Source organism: Exiguobacterium sp. s5 (assembly GCF_018618075.1).
GTDB classification, from domain to species: Bacteria; Bacillota; Bacilli; order Exiguobacteriales; family Exiguobacteriaceae; genus Exiguobacterium; species Exiguobacterium mexicanum_A.
Genome location: NZ_JACSLK010000003.1, coordinates 1 through 16,490, shown reverse-complemented (window position 1 = coordinate 16,490; position 16,490 = coordinate 1). Strand labels below are relative to the sequence as shown.

The following is a 16,490-nucleotide window of genomic DNA, read 5'->3' as shown; positions in this document are numbered from 1 at the left end:
CGCTGTCAACTGACCGTTGTGAAGCCAAATAATAGAGTGGTATAGTTATGAAAGAGAGCGAAATGTTCACAATTGTGCAACATTCGCTACATCTTGTAATGGTTCTTTAGGAGGTTTAGTGGATGGCTAATAAAACTAAAATTTTAGTGGTCGACGACGAGGAAAGAATTCGCCGCCTATTAAAAATGTATTTGGAACGGGAACAATATGTGATCGTCGAAGCGACGAACGGGGAAGAGGCGCTTCAGCTCGCCCTTGAGCACAATTTTGATGTCATCCTGCTTGATTTGATGATGCCGAAAATGGACGGGGTCGAAGTATGTACCGAGCTTCGGAAATCGAAGGCGACACCGGTCATCATGCTGACGGCGAAAGGCGAAGAAGTCGATCGTGTCCAAGGTTTCGAAGTCGGAGCGGACGATTATATCGTCAAACCGTTCAGTCCGCGTGAGGTCGTCTTGCGCGTCAAGGCACTCCTTCGCCGCTCGGGCTCGACGAAATATTTGCGTACGGCCGAAAAATCAAAAGACTTGATCGTCTTCGCGCATTTGACGATCGACAACGATGCGCACCGCGTCACGGTCGACGGAGAAGAAATCGCGCTCACGCCGAAAGAGTATGAGCTCTTGTTCTTCTTGGCCAAACAAGTCGACAAAGTGTTTTCACGAGAGCAGCTCTTGAAAGAAGTTTGGAACTATGAATTCTTTGGAGACCTTCGAACGGTCGACACACACGTGAAACGACTCCGGGAGAAGTTGAACCGTGTCTCTCCAGAAGCCGCGCAAATGATCACGACGGTATGGGGTGTCGGGTACAAGTTCGAAGTCATCAGTGAGTGATGATTCGCCGGAATAGCATCGTCACAAAACTATGGTTGACGATTCTCGTATTGGTCAGTCTCATCTTGTTCATCGTCTCTGTGTTGATGCTCGAGTTTTTCAACTCGTTCCATATCGACCAGGAACGCGGCCACTTGGCCAAGCTCGGCGGGCAGGTCCAGTCGGTGTTGCTTCAAGAAGGGGACGCGTCACGGACGGTCGACCAAATCATTGAAGTGTACGGTGCGAACTATATATTAGAGAACGGGACGGTCCGTTCGAACTTTGGAACGGAAGTCGACGGTCTCATGACGGAGCTCGGCCGTCAGGATTGGGAAACGTATCAGGCGGTCGGGGAGACGGCGATTGGAAACTTTTCGTCATTTGACGATCAGGCGGCACTCGCGTATCGGACGACATTCTCACTCGAGACAGGCGAATATACGCTCTATTTGATCGAACCGCTCGACGCGATCTCGAGTGCGAACGAAGGGGCTCGGACGATCATCTTTTGGACGGTCGCGTCGGCGATCATCGTCACGACCGTATTTGCCTTCTTTTTATCGACCCGGATCACGGCACCGCTCCGCGAGATGCGTGACGCGGTCAATAAGACGGGAGAAGGGCAATTCGACCTCCGTCTCGTCCAGAAGTCGAACGATGAGATCGGGGAGTTGGCCGGGTCGTTCAATGCGATGAGTAGCCAACTGTCGACATACGTGAATGCGCTCGATCGAGAACGGCTCCAACTCGCCTCGATTTTACGGTCGATGGCCGATGGGGTCATCACGCTCGATCGTCATGCGAACGTCATTGTCACGAACCCGCAAGCCCAACCGCTCCTCATCGACGAACAGCCGCATGAAGTCGTCCTGTCTCTCTATGAGGACGTCGTTGCCGGGGCACCGGAGAAGACGATCGAAGTGAAACAAGACGAACATTATTATACGTTGACGGTGACACCGCTTCTCGGCGAGGATGATTTTGAAGGCGCGGTCGTCGTCATCCGTGACACGACCGAGAGCCATCGTCTTGACAAGATGCGAACCGATTTTGTTGCCAACGTCAGCCACGAGCTACGGACACCGCTCGTGACGCTTCAAGGGTATTCCGAGGCGATTATCGACGGCATGACCGAAAGTGATGACGCGACGAAAGAGTTCGCTTCCATCATCTACGATGAATCGCTTCGATTGGCCCGTCTCGTCAACGATTTGCTCGACCTGGCACGAATCGAGTCAGGCAAAGAGACGATGCAGTTCACGACGTTCGACCTCGGTGAATTTCTTCCGCGCGTCATGCGCAAATTCAACCAAATGGCGAACGAAAAAGGCATCACGCTGTCAACGGAGGCCCCGCGTCATGCCATCGAGGCGGACGGGGACCGATTGGAACAAGTGTTCACGAACTTGATCGGCAATGCCATCGCCCATACCGAGTCGGGATCAATCCGGCTCGAGGCGAGTGAAGAGGAGGCCGGCTTCGTGATCCGTTTGTCGGATACGGGCAGCGGCATCCCGAAAGAAGATTTGCCGTTCGTGTTCGAACGGTTCTACAAAGCGGATAAAGCGCGGACGAGCGGCGGCAAGACGGGTACCGGCATCGGTCTCGCCATCGTCAAAAACGTCATCGATGCCCATCAAGGCACGGTCGACGTCTCGAGCACGCACGGGGAAGGGACAACGTTCACGATTCATCTTCCGTACACACAACCGCACGCATAACGACAATGGTGACTCCTATGGGTCACCATTTGTGGCATCAAGGAGGAAATGACATGAAACTGTACACACGAGGCGGGGACAAAGGGGAAACATCACTCATCGGCGGACGTGTCTTAAAGATTCATCCGCACATCCAGGCGATGGGGCTGTTAGATGAATTGAACAGTCAGATCGGTCTCGCGCTCGCCCATCAGACAGACGAGACGCTCCGGTCCCAGCTGACGAAGATTCAACATGATCTATTCGATCTCGGTTCCGAGCTCATGTATACTGAGACGCCGCCACAACAAGTCGATTTGACAATCGTCACCGAGCTCGAGACGTGGATTGACGAACTTGAACCGAAATGTCCGGAGCTCGTCCGCTTCATCTTGCCGGGTGGCAGTGTCGGTGCGGCGAGCCTGCACGTGGCACGTACCGTCTGTCGCCGTGTCGAACGAGAGCTCGTCAACGTCGACGCCGCCGCTCGTCAGCTCCCGTACTATAACCGGCTGAGCGACTATTTGTTCACCGCGGCCCGTTACGCCAATGTCGTGGCCGGAGTTCCCGATCAAGAATACGCCCGCGGTGCGGACGTGTTCAAAACGAAAAAGAAAAAGGAGTAGATCAACTTATGAAAGGAATCGAACAATTCCAACAACGACTGCATTATTCGGTCTACCCGACCCAAAAATTTAAAACGACGACATGCCTCGTCTCATTTGCGGCCCCACTGTCGGCTGAGACGATTGCCGACCGGGCTTTACTGCCGTATGTGATGGAGAAAGCGACAGAAGCCTATCCGTCGATCGAATTGTTTCATACGCCGCTCGAACAATTATATGACGCGAGCCTTTACGCCGGAGCGTCGAAAGTCGGCAAAGAACATGTCATCCAGTTCCAGCTCGAAGTCGTGAGCGATGCGCTCGTCGGCGAACCGGTGCTCAGTGAGGCGATCAAGCTGCTCGAAGAAGTACTCCTACGTCCGAACGCCTATGACGGGGCGTTCCAACCGCTCATCGTCGAACAGGAGGCCCGTCTCCAGCGTCAGCGCATCGAATCGGTATACGATGACAAGATGCGCTTCGCCCAGCAACGTCTTCAAGAACTGCTCGGCGGCGAACTCGCCATCCAGTCGCTCGGTACACTCGAACAGTTGGAGCACGTGACGCCTAAGACGCTCTTTGATGCCTATACCTCGATGATCCGTCACGATCGTGTCGACGTCTACGTCGTCGGCGACGTGAGTCGTGAGCAAGTGACTGCCGCGTTCGCGCCGCTCGAAGGGCTCGGGGAACGACTCGTCCGTGAGTATCCACAGCCGGTCGACCGTGAGTTTCAGCGTCTCGAGGAACATCAAACGATCAATCAGAGCAAATTGCACCTCGCCTATCAAGTCGACGTCGACCCGCGCAGTGAAGACGCTGTCCGGATGCAAGTCGTCAATGGACTGTTCGGCGGCTTCCCGCACTCGAAACTGTTCATGAACGTCCGGGAGAAAGAGAGTTTGGCCTACTATGCCGCCTCGCAGTACAGCTCACTCAGCCGGATGTTATTCGTCTATGCCGGGATCGATGCCTCGAACCAGGCGAAGACCGAGGCGATCATCGCCGACCAACTCGCCGACCTCCAGGCCGGGACGTTCGAGGACGAGACACTCGAACAGACGAAAGCGATGCTGTACCATCAACGTCGTCAACTCGGGGATAACCCGCGCCAATTGATCGCTTGGATGAGCGGCTCGGACATCCGTCCGTTCTCGCTCGAGGAAGAGATGGCCATCATCGAGCGGACCTCGCGGGATGATGTGGCCGCGCTCGCCAAGGGCCTGGATTTACAGGCTGTCTATTGTTTAAAGGGGGGAACTGTATGAAACTCGATTTTCCAAACGTCGGAGAAACGCTCCATCACACCGTCCTCGAGAACGGATTGACGGTCTATTTATTGAAGAAGACCGGTTATGAGAAGACGTATGCCACGTTCACGACGAAATATGGTTCGATCGACCGTCGCTTTAAAACGGAAGATTGGGTCGACGTGCCGGACGGGATCGCCCATTTCCTTGAGCATAAGATGTTCGAGAAAGAAGACGGCGACGTGTTCCAACAGTTCGGACGCCTCGGCGCGTCGGCGAACGCGTTCACGTCGTTCACCCGGACGGCATACTTGTTCGGTGCGACGTCGAACGTCAGTGAGAACTTGAAGACGTTGATCGACTTTGTCCAAGCGCCGTACTTCACGGAGGCCTCGGTCGAGAAAGAGAAAGGGATCATCGGCCAAGAGATTCAAATGTATCAGGACAATCCGGGCTGGCGCCTCTACTTCGGTTTGATTGAGGCGATGTATGCCGAACATCCGGTCAAAATCGATATCGCCGGCACGATCGAATCGATTAGCGCCATCACGGCCGACGATTTATATCGCTGTCACGAGGCGTTTTACCATCCGAGCAATATGGTGCTGTTCGTCGTCGGCAATATCGACCCTGACGCTGTCCTTGCCGAGATTACCGCCAATCAGGCGGCGAAGACGTTTGATGCGCCGCTATTGACGGCGCGTGAGGTGGTCGAGGAGCCCGAGAAGGTCCATATGACGGAACGGGTCATCGAGATGGACGTCTCGGTCCCGAAAGTGATGATCGGCTATAAAGATACGCCACGCCCCGGCAAAGAGGGCATGAAGCAAGAGCTCATCGTCGAGCTCCTCATGCACGCCTTGTTCGACACGACGGCACCGCTCTATGCGGAACTGTACGCCGAAGGATTGATTGATGACGCGTTCTCGTTCGACTATACGTCAGAAGAGACGTTCGCCTTCGCCGTCCTGTCAATGGAGACGCCACACGTCGAGACGTTCGTCGACCGGATCACGTCCGCTCTCGAGCGTCCGCTCGAACTCGGCGGCGAGACACTCGATCGCAAGAAGCGCATGATGAAAGGACAGTTTTTGAAGGCGCTCAATTCACCAGAGTTTATCGCCAACCAGTTCTCACGCTACGCGCTCAGCGACGGCAACATGTTCGACATCCCCGACTTGCTCGATGCGATCACGCTTGACGACCTGTATGCGGCGTACGACCGTCTGTTCCAAGCCGATCATCGGACGGTCTGTGTCGTCAAGAAACCGTGACGACGCTCATCACGGGAGCGAGCGGAGCGATTGGCCGTGCCGTCGCGCTAGCGTTTCGAGACGATGCACTCATTTTGCAGGCGCATTCGCAAACGGAGTCGCTTCGTGCGTTCGCTTCACACGAACAGTTGACGGCCGACGTCGTCACGTGTGATCTCGACGATGAAGCCGGACTCGAAGCTTGGCTCGAGACGCTCGGACCGGTCGACCGCATCATCCATGTCGCCGGTAATCATGCCTACGGTCTGCTCGTCGATCAGTCACTCTTCGAGCTCGACCGGCTGTATCGCATCCATGTCCGCTCGATGGTCCGTCTCGTCCAGCACGTCGTCGGGCAGAAACCGTATGACCGCCCGCTCGACATCGTCGTCGTCTCGAGTGTCTGGGGCGAGGTCGGTGCGGCCGGAGAAGTCCTCTATTCAACGGTCAAGGCCGCCCAGCTTGGATTCGTCAAGGCGTTCGCACGTGAGGCCGGACCGTTTCACGTCCGCATCAACGCGGTCACGCCGGGGTGGATTGACACCCCGATGAATGATACGGTAGAAGAGACGAAACAAGACGTTCGGGATGAGATTCCGCTCGGCCGGTTAGGAGGCCCAGGAGAAGTAGCGGAGACAATCCGCTTCCTCTGCTCGCCGGCAGCCGCATACATGACCGGCACCGTGCTTCGGATCGACGGCGGTTGGGTGTGAAACTTTGTTGGCTCGGTTGAAACGAGTTCTTTTCAATTCTTCTAAAATAATTTAGAATGAACAAGGTAGCGAGCACACATCAGAAAGGGTGGACGAGATGGATCATAAGTTCGAAGAATGGTATCTCGAATATGAACTTTGCCAAAATCGACCCGGTATCCTCGGGGATATCGCCTCACTGATGGGGATGCTTCAAATCTCAATCGTGACGATCAACGGCGTCGATCTACAGCGCCGCGGCATGCTGTTAAAGGCACCGGCGGCCGATCACGTCCATCGTCTGGAACATATTTTGCGCAAGATGGAAGCCATCGTCGTCATCAAGCTCCGGCGCCCGAAACTCCGGGACCGGATCGCAATTCGACACGGACGTTACATCGAGCACGATAACGATGACAAGAAGACGTTTCGTTTCGTGCGTGAGGACCTGGGTGTCCTCGTCGATTTCGTCGCCGAACTGATGAAAGAAGAGCGGCATTTGTTGATCGGCGTGCGCGGCAACCCGCGTGTCGGAAAGACCGAGTCGATTGTGGCAGCGAGCGTCTGTGCGAACAAGCGCTGGCTATTCCTGTCCTCGACGCTCATGAAGCAGACGGTGCGGACTTCGCTGTTCGAGGAAGAACGCGAAGGAGACCACGTCTACATCATCGACGGTGCCGTCTCGACGCGGACGATGGATGAACGCCATCGGCAATTGATTCGCGAAGTCATGCGACTTCCGTCTGTCAAAGTCATCGAGCACCCAGATCTTTATGTGCGCAACACCGACTGTGTGTTCGAGGACTTTGATTACATCATCGAACTACGGAACTCACAAGATGAGGAGATCATTATTCCTCAAGAGACACATCGTGAGGCAGAATGGTTTGAATAACTACTTGAATGGAAGGTGTGGACCCCTGTGACAGAACTAGGGACTTTTTTGAAACAAAGGCGTGAGGCGAGCGGTTTGACGCTCGACCAAATCCAGCAGACGACGAAGATTCAAAAACGCTATATCATCGCGATCGAGGAAGGTGATTACAAAAATCTCCCTGGCTCGTTCTATGCACGGGCGTTCATCAAAACGTACGCGGAATCGTTAGGGCTTGATGTCGATGAACTGTACGAGACGTATGCGAAAGACTTGCCGAAAATCGAGCCGCAGCCGACCGTTCAATTGTCGCGAAAACAAACCTACTCGAAAGCCTCGGAAACGTCGAGCCGTGTGTCGCGTTGGGTACCGAAAGTCATGCTCGTGCTCGTCGCCTTCCTCTTGATGACGGCCGTCTATTACGTCGTCCGAAACCTTGATTTTGGTGATCAAAACGCGTCACCGGCCGAGCCGTCGAACTCGGGTGTGACGATTGACCAAAATAAGGATGTCCCGAAAGAGGAACCGGTTGAAGAAGAACCGGTCGAGGAAGAGCCGGTCGAAGAAGAGCCTGCTGAAGAGACGGGGCCGATTGCGGTCGCGTCGACGAGCGGAGCTGATCTCACGTACGAGATTGCGACAGCCGATAAGTTGACGACGGAGATCCATGTGAAAGAATCGCCGGCGACGTATGTCGGCGTCCGAGACACATCACTCGAAGGACCGTTCCTCGCTCCGGAATATCCGAACCAATCGAAACAAAACCCGATTGTCATCGAGGACGCGGAGACGGATACGCTTCGCATCCGAATCGGCTTGATCGGTGGGGTCGAGAAAATTGTTGTCAATGGCCGGGAGCTTGAATTAGCCGACTCGCCGGTCACACAAAATATATTTGTAAAGAGAGTCGACGCAGAATAAGTTGACTCTCCTTCTAGAGGAGGAGTTCTCGATGAACCTACCTAACCGTTTGACGATGTTACGGGTGTTGCTCATCCCCGTGTTCGTCGTCTTACTCGCCGTAGATTTTGATTGGGGAGACATCGCTTTCCTCGGGGCGGACGTACCGCTCCATCAATTCATCGCCGCGGTCATCTTTACGATTGCCGCTATCACTGACTGGCTTGACGGACATCTCGCCCGCAAGCACAACTTGGTCACCAACTTCGGGAAGTTCATGGATCCGCTCGCTGACAAACTACTCGTCACGGCGGCACTCGTCCTGCTCGTCGAGATGGACCTCGTCGCGGCTTGGGTCGTCGTCGTCATCCTCTCGCGTGAATTCGCGGTGACGGGGCTGCGTCTCGTGGCTGCCGATGAAGGCATCGTCGTCGCGGCCGGAAAGTCGGGCAAAGCGAAGACATGGGTCCAACTCTTTGCCATCATCTTCCTACTGTTCGGCAACCCGATTTTCAGCTATGTCGGCATTCCGTTCGGTGAATGGGCGATGTGGCTCGCGCTCGTCTTGACGATTTACTCAGGGGCCGAATATTTTGCACAAAATTACAAGATCATTGTAAAGTCGATGTAACCGTCGGCACAGACGAGTTGTTCAGCTTGGCCGAACAGCTCGTTTTTTTATTTGGGGGGAGGAATTCGGATGAAACGGACCGAAATCATTGCGGTAGGCTCTGAACTGCTCTTAGGGGAAATTACCAACACGAACGCCCGTTACTTGTCAGAACAGCTGTCGAAATACGGACTGTCCGTCCTGTATCATGTAGTCGTCGGGGATAACCGGGAGCGCCTGAAAGCAACGCTCGAAGAAGCGAAAGCCCGGAGCGAACTCGTTATCGTCACTGGCGGACTTGGCCCGACGGCCGATGATATCACGAAGACGATGCTTGCCGACGTGCTCGACCGTCCACTCGTCCGCGACGAGGCCTCGCTCGAGACGATTCGTCGTTTTGTCGCCTCGCGCGGACGGACGATGAATGAAGGAGACGCTCGTCAGGCCGACGTCTTATCCGGGTCCGAAGTACTTGACAACCCGGTCGGTCTTGCGCCCGGCATGTGGATTGAAGGGGAGACGACATGGCTCTTACTGCCTGGCGTACCGTGGGAAATGAAAGCGATTGTCGAGTCTACGTTCCCGAACAAGTTCACGGGTGCGACGATTCATTCCGAGTCGCTTCGGTTTTATGAAATCGGCGAGTCCGCGTTAGATGAGGCGGTCGTCGATTTAACGACCAGTGCCAATCCGACGGTCGCCCCATATGCCGAGTCGGGCGAGTCACGGCTTCGAATCAGTGCTCGGGCCGAAACGGAATCCGAGGCGCGGCAAATGGTCGACCGGGTCAAACGGGACATTTTAAATCGGGTCGGCCGGTATTACTTTGGTTCCGATGAGGAGACGCTCGCTACCCATTTGATTCGAGAGTTGCAAGCGCGCAATGCCACACTGTCGATTGCCGAGTCGCTCACCGGCGGTCAGGCCCAAGCAATGCTCACGGCCGTGCCGGGGGCATCCTCGGTGTTCAAAGGTGGAGTCGTCACGTATTCGGACGAGCTAAAAAATAGGTTTTTAGGGGTGTCCCTTGATACAATTGAGTCACACTCGGTCGTCTCAACAGAAGTCGCCTTTGAAATGATCCTCGGTTTGATTCGTCAGACCGAGACGGATTATGGACTGGCGTTCACTGGAGAAGCCGGACCCACGTCAAGTTCGGGTCAACCGGTCGGCAAAGTGTTTATCGGTATCCGGTCACCGGCCGGGATTGACGTGATTGAACGCAACTATCCACATCAAGAGCGGCACGTCATTCAAGCCCGAGCGACAAAAGACGGAATATGGGCGCTCCTTCAACAAATGAAAAAAGGCGAATAAACGTTCGCAAAAAACTTGTGTATCGTTCTCGGTTCGCTTATAATGAAAGTATCAATCAAAGGAGGCTCATTAATCTATGAGTGATCGTAAACAAGCGTTAGAAATGGCATTACGCCAAATTGAGAAACAATTCGGTAAAGGCTCAATCATGCGCCTTGGTGAAAATACAGATCAGCAAGTTTCCGTTACCCCATCAGGCTCAATCGCCCTTGACATCGCCCTCGGTGCCGGTGGCTACCCACGTGGTCGTGTCATCGAAGTGTACGGACCTGAATCGTCAGGTAAGACGACGGTGGCGCTTCATGCCATCGCTGAAGTTCAAAAGCGCGGCGGGCAAGCAGCCTTCGTCGACGCCGAGCACGCGCTCGACCCGAAATACGCCCAAAACCTTGGCGTCAACATCGATGAGTTGCTCTTGTCACAACCGGATACAGGGGAACAAGCCCTTGAGATCGCGGAAGCCCTCGTCCGCTCTGGTGCGGTCGATATCCTCGTCGTCGACTCGGTTGCGGCACTCGTTCCGAAAGCCGAGATTGAAGGGGAGATGGGAGACTCACACGTCGGTCTTCAAGCCCGTCTCATGAGCCAAGCGCTCCGTAAATTGTCTGGTGCGACGAACAAGTCGAAGACGATCGTCATCTTCATCAACCAAATCCGTGAGAAAATCGGAATCATGTTCGGTAACCCGGAAACGACACCTGGTGGTCGTGCCCTCAAGTTCTACTCGTCGGTCCGTCTCGAAGTCCGTCGTGCTGAAACGCTCAAACAAGGCCAAGACATGGTCGGGAACCGGACGAAAATCAAAGTCGTCAAAAACAAGATTGCGCCTCCGTTCAAGACGGCGGAAGTCGATATCATGTACGGCGAAGGCATCTCGCGTGAAGGAGAGCTCATCGACATCGGGGCCGACCTCGATATCGTTCAAAAGAGCGGCGCGTGGTACTCGTACAACGAAGAGCGTCTCGGTCAAGGCCGTGAGAACGCGAAGCAGTATATGAAAGAGAACCCGTCGGTGGCCGCATCGGTCGAAGAACGAATCCGCGACCACTACGGTCTCAACGGTGAAAAGACGGTCACAGTCGAAGCTGACAACGATGACGTCCTCTCGCTTCTAGACGAAGAATAAGCAACGTTTCTCGCCTGACACGGTTCAGGCGAGATTTTTTTAGTATAATTTTTTTGATGAATTGGTAGTTCTATCCTGTCCGTGCATTGCATTCTAACAGGTAAATAAGTACAATAAAGCTATACGCGGGCTCGCTCGCGTTTTCATTCATGAAAAAATAAAATAACCTTGCGAAAGGGAGGTGAACATGATGGAATGGCTATTAGAGCTTATTCTGATCCTCCTTTTGCCGATAGCTTTTGTTGCAGGTTTTTTTGTGCGTAAATCGATCGCCGAAGCGAAGATTCAAGGTGCCGAGACGGAAGCGACCAAGATTGTGGAGCAAGCGCGCCAACAATCGGAAGCGATGCAAAAAGAAGCACGGCTTGAAGTAAAAGAAGAGATGATTCAACTTCGCAATGAAACCGAACAAGAATTGCGCGAACGACGTGAAGAGCAGAAAGTGAAAGAAAATCGTTTCGTCCAAAAGGAAGAGCTTCTCGACCGGAAAGCAGACATGCTTGAACGGAAAGAAGACGCCTTGGATGAACGTGAGGCTGCACTCGCGAAACGGAAGCGTGAAGCGGAAACGCTCGAGAGCAAAGTGGAGGAATTATATGAGGAGGCACGCCAAGAACTAGTACGCGTGGCAGCCTTGTCGAAAGAAGAAGCACGGACCATCATCATGGACGAAGCGAAGCAGGAAGCGCTTCACGATGCTGCTCTCCTTCAAAAAGAAATCGAGCAAAAAGCAAAATTAGAAGCTGATAAAAAAGCGAAACACCTCTTGTCTCTCACGATGCAACGTTACGCGGCCGAACACGTCGCCGAGACGACCGTATCAGTCGTCAACTTGCCGAGTGATGAGATGAAAGGACGCATCATCGGACGTGAAGGACGTAACATCCGCACGCTCGAGACGCTCACCGGCATCGACCTCATCATCGATGACACGCCGGAAGCGGTCATCCTGTCTGGATTCGACCCGGTCCGTCGTGAAATCGCCAAGATGACGCTCGAGAAACTCGTTCAAGACGGTCGGATTCACCCGGCCCGCATCGAAGAGATGGTCGAGAAGTCGCGTCGAGAAGTCGATGAGCGCATCCGTGAATACGGAGAAGAAGCGACATTCTCAGCCGGCATCCACGGTGTCCACCCGGACCTCGTCAAGACGCTCGGTCGAATGCGTTACCGGACGAGTTACGGTCAAAACGTGCTCGCTCACTCGGTCGAAGTGGCCCATCTCGCCGGCATGATGGCCGCCGAGCTCGGGGAAGACGTCACGCTCGCCAAACGAGCGGGTCTCCTCCACGATATCGGGAAAGCCATCGACCATGAAGTCGAAGGCAGCCACGTCGAGATCGGTGTCGAGCTCGCCACGAAGTACAAAGAGCATCCGGTCGTCATCAACTCGATCGCCTCGCACCACGGGGACGTCGAAGCGACCTCGACGATCGCGGTTCTCGTCGCAGCGGCTGACGCCTTGTCAGCGGCGCGTCCAGGAGCCCGTCAAGAGACGCTCGAAAGCTATATCCGACGCCTTGAGCGCCTCGAAGCGATTTGTGAGTCGTTCGAAGGAGTCGAGAAATCATATGCCATCCAAGCGGGACGTGAAGTCCGGATCATCGTCCGCCCAGACGTCGTCGACGACGTCGTGGCGAACAAGATGGCCCGCGACATCTGTAAACGGATCGAAGATGAGCTTGATTATCCAGGCCAAATCAAAGTGACGGTCATTCGCGAAACGCGTGCCGTCGATTATGCGAAGTAACAAGAGCGGAGACATTCTCCGCTTTTTCTATTGGAGGAGGACAAAACTATGAAAATCTTATTTATCGGCGACGTGGTCGGAAAACCGGGTCGCGACATCCTGAGTGCCCAAATCGGACGCTTGAAAAGCAAGTATAGCCCGACGTTCATGCTCGTCAACGGTGAAAACGCAGCCAACGGACGCGGTATCACAAAAAAAATCTACCAACAGTTCCTTGAGCTTGGGTTCCATGGCGTGACGATGGGGAATCATACTTGGGACAACCGTGACATCTTCGACTGGATCGATGATGCCGACCGTATCGTCCGTCCGGCCAACTATCCGGAAGGCACACCTGGTGTCGGCATGATGGTGTTGAAACAAGGTGGGAAGAAGCTCGCCGTCATCAATGCGATGGGGACGGTGTTCCTGCCATCGCTCGACTGTCCGTTCCGCACGGTCGATGCCCTCGTCGAAGAAATCCGTGGTGAGGTCGATGCCATCTTCGTCGATATGCACGCTGAAGCGACGAGTGAGAAGATTGCGATGGGCTATCATCTCGATGGACGCGTTCAAGCCGTCGTCGGGACCCATACGCACGTCCAGACCGCTGACAACCGCGTATTGAACAACGGCACGGCATACATCACCGACGTCGGGATGACGGGACCGCTCGATGGGGTGCTCGGCATGGATGCCGAGGTCGTCTTGAGAAAATTCATGACACAACTCCCGGTCCGGTTTGAAGTTGCCGAGGGACGGGAACAACTTAATGGAGTTTTAATCACTATCGATGACCAATCGAAACGAGCCACAAAAATCGAACGCATACACCTAGATGATCAGACCGTTTGGTTTGATTGAACAACCTACCCGAGGGGGAAACAAGAATGGACGTACTCAAAGTTTCGGCAAAATCGAATCCTAACTCCGTGGCGGGTGCACTCGCTGGCGTACTTCGTGAAAAAGGAACGTGTGAGATTCAAGCAATCGGCGCCGGGGCGCTCAATCAATCCATTAAAGCGGTCGCGATCGCGCGTGGTTTCGTCGCGCCGAGCGGATTGGATTTGATTTGCATCCCTGCGTTCACCGATATTATGATTGACGGAGAAGAACGAACGGCAATCAAGCTCATCATCGAACCACGATGAGCTTGCGGTCGGGACATAGGTCCTATTCTTGTAAGAGAAGCCATCGGCGCGGATGGCTTCTCTTTTTTGTCTGAAAATATGACGTTCTATCTTCTCAGGTTCGTCATTTTATGACAAGATGAAAGGGAACGTGAAGTTCGATCAAGAGATGAAGAGGGGGACGTTTTCAATGGAACAGCTCGTGTCTATGACAGAGAAGGAAGCAACGACACCTGTGATGAAAGCGATTCAAAAACATACGGCCGGATTCGGGGCGAAGTTGGTCGAAGTGCCAATCCCGACACCAGGAGCCGGGCAAGTGTTGATCAAAGTGAAGGCGACATCGATTTGCGGGACCGATGTCCACATCTATGAGTGGGACGACTGGGCGAAGAGCCGAGTCAAACCGCCATACGTGTTCGGTCACGAGTTCGCGGGGGAAGTCGTGGCGCTCGGGGAAGGTACGAAACGCATCCAAATCGGACAGACCGTATCGGCCGAGACGCATATCGTTTGTCATCAATGCAAACAATGTTTGCGCGGGCAATATCACATCTGTAAGAACACGAAAATCATCGGTGTCGACACGCAAGGCTGTTTCGCCGAGTACGTCGTCATGCCGGAAGAGAACTTGTGGGTCAATCCCGAGTCGATGCCGTCGAAGCTCGCCTCGATTCAAGAACCGCTCGGTAACGCTGTCCATACGGTGCTCGCCAGTGACGTGTCGGCCAAGTCGGTCGCCATCGTCGGTTGTGGACCGATCGGGCTCATGGCCGTCGGTGTCGCCAAAGCAGCGGGCGCGAGCCGGGTCTATGCAATCGATGTCAACCCGTATCGGTTGAAGCTCGCCGAAGACATGGGGGCGGACGTCGTCATCAATAGCCTTGAGCAAAATCCGCTCGAGCTGATCATGGATCAGACGGAGGGGGACGGCATCGATGTCGTCTGTGAGATGAGCGGGCATCCGGTCGCCATCGACCAGGCGTTCAAGATGGTCACGGCCGGCGGCGATGTCAACGTGTTGTCACTCCCGGCAAAACCGGTCGCGATCGACCTGACGCGTGACGTCGTCTTTAAAGGGGTACGTGTCCAAGGCATCACCGGACGCAAGATGTATGAGACGTGGGGCCAAGTGTCGACGCTTCTCGCGACGGGTCAGCTGAACGTCGAACCGATTATCACGCACGTGTTCAAGCTCGAGGAGTTCGAGCAAGGTTTCGAGCTCATGCGGGCCGGGAAATGTGGAAAGGTCGTCTTATTACCATAAACAGGGGGAATCAATATGGCATTTGAACATATTACAGAAGCAGTCAATGAAATGAAACAAGCGGGCACGTTCCGTTCGCTCGTGCCGCTCGAATCAGCACAAGGGAACGAGGTCACGATCGGTGGCAAGTCGCTCGTCCAGCTATCGTCGAACAACTATCTCGGTCTCGCCAACCATCCGCGCTTGAAGCAAGCGGCAATCGAAGCGGTCGAACAGTTCGGTGCCGGCACTGGGTCGGTGCGGACGATCGCCGGGACGTTCGAGATGCATGAGGCGTTCGAACGCGAGCTCGCCGAGTTCAAGCATACGGAAGCGGCGCTCGTGTTCCAGTCGGGCTTCGCGACGAACCTCGGCGTCTTGTCGGCGCTACTCGGCCCAGAGGACGTCGTCATCAGCGACGCGCTCAACCACGCTTCGATCATCGACGGCATCCGGTTGACGAAAGCGGCCCGCCGCATCTATAAACACGTCGATCTCGAGGACTTAGAAGCGGCCTTGAAAGAGACTCAAGATTACCGGACACGTCTCATCGTTACGGACGGCGTCTTCTCGATGGACGGCAATATCGCGCCTCTCCCGGAAATCGTCGAGCTCGCCGAGAAGTATGACGCGGCGGTCATGGTCGACGACGCCCACGCTTCGGGCGTGCTCGGGAAGAATGGTCGCGGTACGGTCAACCACTTCGGTCTCGACGGACGGGTCGCGCTCCAAGTCGGGACGCTATCGAAAGCGATCGGCGTCCTCGGCGGATACGTCGCCTGCTCGAACGACGTGCGTGACTTCTTGATTCAAAAAGGACGCCCGTTCTTGTTCTCGACGTCACACCCGCCAGCGGTCGTTGCGGCGAACCGTGAAGCGATTCGTGTCATGAAGGAAGAAGAGGAACTGTTCGATAAGTTATGGGCGAACACCGAGTTCTTTAAGACAGGACTTCGCGATCTCGGCTTCGATATCGGGCATGCGACGACACCGATCACGCCGGTCATGCTCGGTGAAGAGACACTCGCACACACGTTCTCGGACAAGCTGAAAGACCACGGCGTGTTCGCACAGAGCATCGCCTTCCCGACGGTCGAGAAAGGTAAGGCCCGGATTCGGACGATCGTGACGGCGGAACATACCCGTGACGACCTCGAACGTGCGCTCGCTGCCTTCAAGGCGGTCGCCGAAGAATTGAATGTCACGCTTCACGCGTAAGATTGAACTGCAGACGAAG

General features: G+C 54.7%; 16 protein-coding genes. All 16 read left to right on the top strand.

The annotated features are described in order from the left end of the window. The first annotated feature begins 122 nt into the window (after positions 1-122). The 16 genes from KNP60_RS07385 (at position 123) to KNP60_RS07310 (ending at position 16,471) form a co-directional block, all read left to right on the top strand. Entirely contained in the window at positions 123-839 is a 717-nt protein-coding gene (locus KNP60_RS07385; RefSeq protein WP_214753188.1) for a response regulator transcription factor, read from the top strand. Next, a complete protein-coding gene (locus KNP60_RS07380) occupies positions 839-2,542 on the top strand; it encodes a sensor histidine kinase (protein WP_214753190.1) in 1,704 nt (567 codons plus the stop codon). The genes KNP60_RS07385 and KNP60_RS07380 overlap by 1 nt, the downstream gene beginning before the upstream one ends. A gap of 53 nt (positions 2,543-2,595) precedes the next feature. Further along, positions 2,596-3,147, top strand: coding sequence for a cob(I)yrinic acid a,c-diamide adenosyltransferase (locus KNP60_RS07375; RefSeq protein ID WP_034777834.1), 552 nt, complete (start codon positions 2,596-2,598; stop codon positions 3,145-3,147). Positions 3,148-3,155: 8 nt separating this feature from the next. Then, the gene (gene yfmF / locus KNP60_RS07370) at positions 3,156-4,394 is read left to right on the top strand and encodes an EF-P 5-aminopentanol modification-associated protein YfmF (protein WP_138859321.1); all 1,239 of its coding nucleotides are present in this window, start codon (positions 3,156-3,158) and stop codon (positions 4,392-4,394) included. Then, positions 4,391-5,650 carry an EF-P 5-aminopentanol modification-associated protein YfmH gene (yfmH, locus tag KNP60_RS07365; protein ID WP_214797216.1) on the top strand — a complete coding sequence of 420 codons (1,260 nt, stop codon included), beginning with the start codon at positions 4,391-4,393 and terminating at the stop codon, positions 5,648-5,650. Before yfmF ends, yfmH begins: the two co-directional genes overlap by 4 nt. Then, complete coding sequence (gene ymfI, locus KNP60_RS07360) at positions 5,647-6,342, top strand: elongation factor P 5-aminopentanone reductase (protein ID WP_214797215.1); 696 nt, start codon at positions 5,647-5,649, stop codon at positions 6,340-6,342. Before yfmH ends, ymfI begins: the two co-directional genes overlap by 4 nt. A 97-nt stretch (positions 6,343-6,439) precedes the next feature. After that, entirely contained in the window at positions 6,440-7,216 is a 777-nt protein-coding gene (locus tag KNP60_RS07355) for a YmfK family protein (RefSeq protein ID WP_034777827.1), read from the top strand. Positions 7,217-7,243: 27 nt separating this feature from the next. Further along, positions 7,244-8,116 (top strand): helix-turn-helix domain-containing protein, encoded by an 873-nt coding sequence (locus KNP60_RS07350; RefSeq protein WP_034777825.1) that lies wholly within the window; start codon positions 7,244-7,246, stop codon positions 8,114-8,116. 31 nt (positions 8,117-8,147) lie between these two features. After that, positions 8,148-8,726 (top strand): CDP-diacylglycerol--glycerol-3-phosphate 3-phosphatidyltransferase, encoded by a 579-nt coding sequence (gene pgsA / locus KNP60_RS07345; protein ID WP_021067614.1) that lies wholly within the window; start codon positions 8,148-8,150, stop codon positions 8,724-8,726. Between the two features lie 69 nt (positions 8,727-8,795). Next, positions 8,796-10,022, top strand: a complete 1,227-nt coding sequence (locus KNP60_RS07340; protein ID WP_214797214.1) for a competence/damage-inducible protein A — start codon at positions 8,796-8,798, stop codon at positions 10,020-10,022. Between the two features lie 76 nt (positions 10,023-10,098). Continuing rightward, on the top strand, positions 10,099-11,148 hold the full coding sequence (gene recA, locus KNP60_RS07335; RefSeq protein ID WP_021067612.1) for a recombinase RecA: 1,050 nt from the start codon (positions 10,099-10,101) through the stop codon (positions 11,146-11,148). Positions 11,149-11,335: 187 nt separating this feature from the next. Beyond that, positions 11,336-12,898 (top strand): ribonuclease Y, encoded by a 1,563-nt coding sequence (gene rny / locus KNP60_RS07330; RefSeq protein WP_029595337.1) that lies wholly within the window; start codon positions 11,336-11,338, stop codon positions 12,896-12,898. Positions 12,899-12,946: 48 nt separating this feature from the next. Continuing rightward, on the top strand, positions 12,947-13,741 hold the full coding sequence (locus tag KNP60_RS07325; protein ID WP_034777819.1) for a TIGR00282 family metallophosphoesterase: 795 nt from the start codon (positions 12,947-12,949) through the stop codon (positions 13,739-13,741). Between the two features lie 26 nt (positions 13,742-13,767). Continuing rightward, positions 13,768-14,028 (top strand): stage V sporulation protein S, encoded by a 261-nt coding sequence (locus KNP60_RS07320; RefSeq protein ID WP_012726477.1) that lies wholly within the window; start codon positions 13,768-13,770, stop codon positions 14,026-14,028. A gap of 169 nt (positions 14,029-14,197) precedes the next feature. Next, a complete protein-coding gene (gene tdh, locus KNP60_RS07315; protein ID WP_138859327.1) occupies positions 14,198-15,274 on the top strand; it encodes an L-threonine 3-dehydrogenase in 1,077 nt (358 codons plus the stop codon). Between the two features lie 15 nt (positions 15,275-15,289). After that, the gene (locus KNP60_RS07310; protein WP_214707601.1) at positions 15,290-16,471 is read left to right on the top strand and encodes a glycine C-acetyltransferase; all 1,182 of its coding nucleotides are present in this window, start codon (positions 15,290-15,292) and stop codon (positions 16,469-16,471) included. Positions 16,472-16,490 lie beyond the last annotated feature (19 nt).